Origin of the sequence: Hydrogenophaga intermedia (genome assembly GCF_023715105.1) — a bacterium.
Lineage (GTDB): Bacteria > Pseudomonadota > Gammaproteobacteria > Burkholderiales > Burkholderiaceae_C > Hydrogenophaga > Hydrogenophaga intermedia_A.
This window is the reverse complement of the sequence record NZ_JAMBNO010000088.1, coordinates 1-581: the sequence shown is the minus strand read 5'-3', so window position 1 is coordinate 581 and position 581 is coordinate 1. Positions and strand designations below refer to the sequence as shown.

Here is a 581-nt window from a genome sequence, read left to right as displayed (position 1 = left end):
TTTGCTATGGCGTAAAACGGGTGCTCCCGCGAGAATGCAATGAGTGAAGAGCACAGCGTGAAGATCACGTTGGCAATACGAGGTTGTTCCGGAGGTACTGGCAGCAGGCCCAGAAGATCCCAAGCCAGAGGCGCCAGTGGTTCCGGCATACCCAGAAAGAGCTCGTCCTGCGGGCTCAGGGTGTTCTTCAGGAAATTGGGGTGTGACATGGGGTGCCTTGCAACGGGTTAATGCCGCATCCCTATCCCTGCCAACCAGAAGACCCAAGCCGCGACTACACGAAATGCAGCCGCGTGAAATACCGCACACATGAGGGAGTGGTAACCCACGCCTCTCGATTGGTTGCTGATGTTTGTTCGCGACAGCAGCTCAGAACATAGCGGCCTTTGTGTCGGCTATCAAGATCGCGTGTATATTAGATATTCTTTTCACACGAAATCGGCGTTTCAACGACACGTCGGACACCGAGGCGCGCGACGAAACTTCAGTCGTTCCGTTTAAATTAAATCTTGATTTCGTCGCGAACTGTCAATTGAGGTATTACAGTGAGCGGCGCTCGTCAGTTCGCCAAGGGAAGTGTT

1 protein-coding gene is annotated in these 581 nt (G+C 53.4%); it reads right to left on the bottom strand.

All coding sequences use genetic code 11. The features are described from left to right. Positions 1 to 209: hypothetical protein (locus tag M3149_RS22690; protein WP_251711615.1), on the bottom strand; the 209-nt coding region annotated here is incomplete at its 3' end. Between the last annotated feature and the right edge of the window lie 372 nt (positions 210 to 581).